1 protein-coding gene and 1 pseudogene are annotated in these 2,963 nt (G+C 34.2%); both read right to left on the minus strand.

Features of this window, described 5'->3' with window-relative positions:
• On the minus strand, positions 1-1,824 hold a 1,824-nt coding region (locus LB941_RS04225; protein WP_253359752.1), incomplete at its 3' end, for a KxYKxGKxW signal peptide domain-containing protein.
• Between the two features lie 516 nt (positions 1,825-2,340).
• Positions 2,341-2,963, minus strand: a pseudogene (locus LB941_RS04230) (hypothetical protein); the annotation flags it as partial.

Genomic DNA, 2,963 nt, shown 5'->3' on the forward strand with positions numbered 1-2,963 from the left:
TTCAGATACTATTGCTGATGTTGATGCACTTGCTGACTCTGATATACTAGTTGACACAGATTCCGATACACTTTCACTAGCAGATCTTGATGCTTCATTCATTACTACTGTTAACTGTGCTTTATTAGTTGTAAAATCTTCACTTAATCCCTGTATTTTAATTGTTATAACTGCATAATATTTATCGCCACTATCTGCTAAACTGGCATTTACTATCTTATAATATGCTGAAGTTCCACTTTGAACAATCGTATCTTTTCCTGTTTGAACATCTATTTTATGCCATACAACATTGACACTTGCGCCAGAGATATTCGATACATCAGGAATTCCTTCAACTGTAAATTCAGTATTCTTACCTTCTTTAACCGTCTCATCTTCTATGCCTTGACCGACAGTTATTTTAATAGATGATGATACTGTCGTTCCATCTGGATTTGTTATAGTCGCAGTTATTGTTACTGTTCCTGCCAATGATCCTGCTTTAATATTTCCGTACTTATCTACTGATGCAACATTAGAATCACTAGATGACCAAGTAACTGTTCCTGTATAGTTTTCTGGTTCAACTGATACATGTGCTTTGGTTTGTCCATCATTTACCCAAATATAATTGTCATCAACATAAACAGATACACTATCAGCATTGACATCTGCATCTGCAACATGAGCTGTAACTAATCTTGACCACATTGTATATCGTGGGAATATACCTAATAAATCCGTTACTTGCGCCCTTAATTGATAATAGTATGTTCCTGACTTACTTTGATTAATATTTAATGTGTCAGATGTTGCTCCATTAATTGCAGTCCATTTACCCGTAGTGGCGTCATATTGATACCACTGATATTTAATAGCCCATCCACCAGTTGCTATATCAAATGCTGATACTGTTGCTGTTCCTGTAGTAGAACCGTTTGTATTAACTACTGTATTAATATCTGCTGGCTCGTTTGTAAATCCAGCTGTAAAGTAAACAATAAACCATAAAGCTTCTCCTGTTGGATTTCCTTTAGGATCTGGCGCAGAGGATGTATATGTAGCATATGATGAATTTAGTGCACTTTGAAAGTCAGCTGAATCAACTGATACATTAGCTAACATATTATTAGATGATAAATAGCTAATAACATTGCTCTTATACTCGTCAAAAGTTAAACTTTCTGCCTCTGATTCACTCATTGATGTAGTTTCTGATGCTGATTGTACATTTGTTGATTCCGAGATACTAGAACTTGCTGATTCTGTGCTTGTTGAACTAGATGTGCTATCACTTACTGACTCTGAGATAGAACCCATACTTGTTGAGCCAGATATACTAGTACTTGTTGACTCCGAAATACTGGAGCTAATTGATTGTGAAGCTACTACATCAGATGTTGATTGCGATAAAGATTCACTTAAACTACTTGAAGCACTCTCACTTAAAGATAGAGAACTACTATTACTTTGAAAATCAGAATTACCATTAATTTGGGTACTATCTTGAACAGCTAAAGTAGAATCTGCTGTTACTGTTTTAGTAACTGCCGTATTTGTTGTATCGGCAAGAGCACTGCTTGTTGTTACAAGTCCCCCTCCAACAAATGCACCAATTGAGGCAATTGCTTTAGCCGCTGTTGCTGTTTTGAAATCTTTATTCTTGTTACTAGTATCAACCGTAACATCCTCAACATTAACTGTAGGTAGTCCCTTTCCCCTAAATATCCGCAACAATCCTATATTCGATATTAAAGAACTGACCCATTGCTTACCCGCTTTATACATTTTAACATGTGTACTCCTACTAGATTCAGAATACATTCCTCTACGCTTTTTCACCCTAAAACACTCTCCTTTTTAGTAACAAGTCTAGAATTTTTATACATTCTAAGATTATCATTACTAATAATATCAAGGGTTTTTTTATTTTATAAAAAATTAAAAAATTAAAAAACTATTATTCTCATATCACTAATTTAAACTTTTTATTTTTTCCTTTATAAAATATTGGTCCAAAGAATCGCCTGTATAGCTTGATTTAATGCCTCTAGATATCATTTCAGGAAAAGATGTCCTAAAATATAAATTTATTTTATTATCCTAGGAAAATTTATTTAATGTAGAACTTAATTTATAGAAAACAACAAAAGAGTTACCCATTCTAAATAAGAATGAATAACTCCAAAATATGCAATAGCATTATAATTTTATACATTTTAAAATACTCATTATTACTAGCACTACTCATAAGATTCAAAGTCGCTAATATAAGTATTTCTATATATTATAAGCAGATATTATCAGTTATGCTAATTTGAAAAAATATTTCTAATTGTTTTATAGCAATAATCCCCCTCAGTGATTCATTGATGCTGATTCACTTTGTGTATATGTCATTGATCCACTTGTAACCATTGATTCTGATACTAATGCAGACATAGATGTACTATATGATTCCGATTCACTTACTAATTCAGATTTTACCTCAGATATATATACAGACTCACTTACTACCTGAGATTCAACTTCAGATATAACTGCACTTTGTGACTGTGACACGAACTCACTTACTGATGTTGATGCACTTTGCGATTGTGAAATAGACTCACTTAGTGATGTTGATTCGCTTTGTGATTCTGAGATTGATGTGCTGATTGATTCTGATTCACTCTGTGATTGCGAAATTGATTCGCTTAACGAGGTTGACTCTGCAACAGATTCGCTCATTGATTCAGATATTATCGTTGATGTTGATGCACTCATTGATGCTGATTCACTCGCTGATTCCGACACAATCGCTGATGTTGATGCACTCATTGATGCCGATTCACTCACTGATTCTGATACAATCGCTGATGTTGATGCACTCATTGATGCCGATTCACTCGCTGATTCTGACACAATCGCTGATGTTGATGCACTCATTGATGCTGATTCACTCGTAGATTCTGACACAATCGCTGATGTTGATGCACTAT

The organism is Ligilactobacillus ubinensis, assembly GCF_024160875.1.
GTDB lineage: Bacteria > Bacillota > Bacilli > Lactobacillales > Lactobacillaceae > Ligilactobacillus > Ligilactobacillus ubinensis.